The 1,922-nt window shown below is 42.5% G+C and carries 4 protein-coding genes; 2 read left to right on the forward strand and 2 right to left on the reverse strand.

Features of this window, described 5'->3' with window-relative positions; all coding sequences use genetic code 11:
* On the reverse strand, nt 1-291 hold a 291-nt coding region (locus KDK19_RS06165), incomplete at its 3' end, for a hypothetical protein (RefSeq protein WP_257291567.1).
* Nucleotides 292-348: 57 nt separating this feature from the next.
* The gene (locus KDK19_RS06170) at nt 349-717 is read right to left on the reverse strand and encodes a hypothetical protein (RefSeq protein ID WP_257291568.1); all 369 of its coding nucleotides are present in this window, start codon (nt 715-717) and stop codon (nt 349-351) included.
* A 155-nt stretch (nt 718-872) separates the two neighbouring features.
* Between KDK19_RS06170 and KDK19_RS06175 the strand changes: the two genes are divergently transcribed.
* Both KDK19_RS06175 and KDK19_RS06180 read left to right on the forward strand, forming a co-directional pair.
* Nucleotides 873-1,340 (forward strand): hypothetical protein, encoded by a 468-nt coding sequence (locus tag KDK19_RS06175; RefSeq protein WP_257291569.1) that lies wholly within the window; start codon nt 873-875, stop codon nt 1,338-1,340.
* 226 nt (nt 1,341-1,566) lie between these two features.
* Nucleotides 1,567-1,922 (forward strand): ParA family protein (locus KDK19_RS06180; RefSeq protein ID WP_257291570.1); only part of this gene is annotated, 356 nt, incomplete at its 3' end.

Consider the following 1,922-nt stretch of genomic DNA (forward strand, 5'->3'; position numbering starts at 1 on the left):
GGTGTATATGATACGGTTGACCGGCGTCTGGTCTTGATGGCTGATTTCGTTTATCTCTTTTAGCAGTTTATCTTTGACCCAGATGGATGTCGGCACGCTATTACGAGGACTGGCGTAATATTTCATAAATTGCTGGTTTTGAGACTGAAGACGACGGTATTTTAAAAACCGATGAATCCAAAGATTGTATAGCTCTCCTACACCAATATTACTTCTCTGTGAATAGTTTTTTACAGTCTTATGTATATGCGGTGGGAGAGAAACCTGTTTGATATGGGCGTCTTTCATCATAACTTTGCAGCGTTCTTTATATGTATTTATATATTTATAACACCACAAAGCGATACTTTAAAAGCCGGTGAGCTGATTGGTGAAGTGTCTGATTGCTGTGTAGATTACCCTATTGGTACTAGTTCCATCCAGTTTCGCACGTTGGGCAGCGCGTTCACATATCTCTGTGTTAATCCACATACTGGTGTTAACGCCACGCTTTGGAGAGGCGAAATATTCAACCGGGTTGGGTCTCTGATCTATGAGATCAAGGTATTGTGAAATAATCTTGTCATACATCTCTGATATTTCAATACTAGAGTTATAGGCAGACTGCTTGATGGCGGCATGGGTCTGAGGCAGCATCTTGATCTGCTGAATTTTTCTGCCTTGGAGCCCCTGTTTCTTGCCTGACGCCATGTAATACTCCCTTGAGTGTTCATTCACTTGAGGACAGATCCTATCTGCCTCTATCTTTATACACATGTATATATTATAAAGTTTAACTGTATCTTGTGATTTTCGCATGCGAAATAACGTCTGGTTGCTGGATGTGCGACATCCAGACTACGAAGCACAATGTAACATCAAGGAATGAAGTAATGTTGAGCAGTGATATGAGGAATAGTGACCGTCAACATAAGATAGGCTCTCTTCAGAAAAGTATCAGTCAGTCTATCGGCAGGTTAGCAGTCATTAATGTGGGAGAAAGGACTGGTGAGCGAGGGCATGTCATTAATGCCTGGTTGGACGGAAATGAAGAGGAATCCGTTATGGTTCAAATCATGACGGCAACTTGTGGGGTTATTGATGCACCAATCCGAAGTGTTGGCCTCTTATCTGGAGGATTTGCATTGTCAGATCAGGTTATTGATGACATAGAGATTGTGTGCGGTCATGTTGGAATACTGACTAATTTTTCCAACGAACGGCTCTGTAAAATCAACGGAGTAATCTGCATTAATGGTGAGGTTTCTGCTGTTGGCCTTCTCGAATGCTGGACGGACAGCATGATAGATGGTGATTGGGAAACGATTACGGTCTCTAGCCACTACTTCAGATCTAATTAATATCAGTTGACCCGACAAACCATCAGCTAGCATAAACGCTCTTTGTCATAGTTGTCGTTTGAACCATTATCGACAATGGCGTCGGGCTTTTATACCTTCCTAAATTCTTTATTGTCGTTATTGACAATAATACAAATACCTAATACTCTTATCAGTGAGGTCATAAAGTTGTCCTGTGGCCTGCGTTCGGTGCTAACCATACTCTAAATGAGCTACGGAGATTAATATGACTTTTCCTTTTGTGGAAAGCCCTGTTCAGAAGGCTATCGCCCTGACTAACCAAAAAGGTGGTGTGGGAAAATCAACACTGGTACTTCAAAAAGCGTTTTTCCTCGCTGAAGCGGATAAGAGAGTGCTTGTTGTCGATATGGATGGGCAACAAAACGTCACTCAGGCTTTGCTGGAAGGCAATCTTGGTTTGATTGCTGGGAGCCTGACCAGTCATGATCTTTTCCAGAATGATATAGCAGGTCTAGAACCTCTGAAGTTGCACGAGGAGCTTCACCTGATTGCATCTACAGAAGAGCTGCACGATGTGGAAGCTTCGCCTCTAGAATGCAGCAAAAATCCGGCAAAACATCT

Origin of the sequence: Endozoicomonas sp. ONNA1, from assembly GCF_024606325.1 — a bacterium.
Taxonomy (GTDB): domain Bacteria; phylum Pseudomonadota; class Gammaproteobacteria; order Pseudomonadales; family Endozoicomonadaceae; genus Endozoicomonas_A.

Bases quoted from the DNA above. Each gene is read 5' to 3' on its own strand.
- KDK19_RS06175 (WP_257291569.1), top strand. From the start codon at position 873: ATGTTGAGCAGTGATATGAGGAATAGTGACCGTCAACATAAGATAGGC.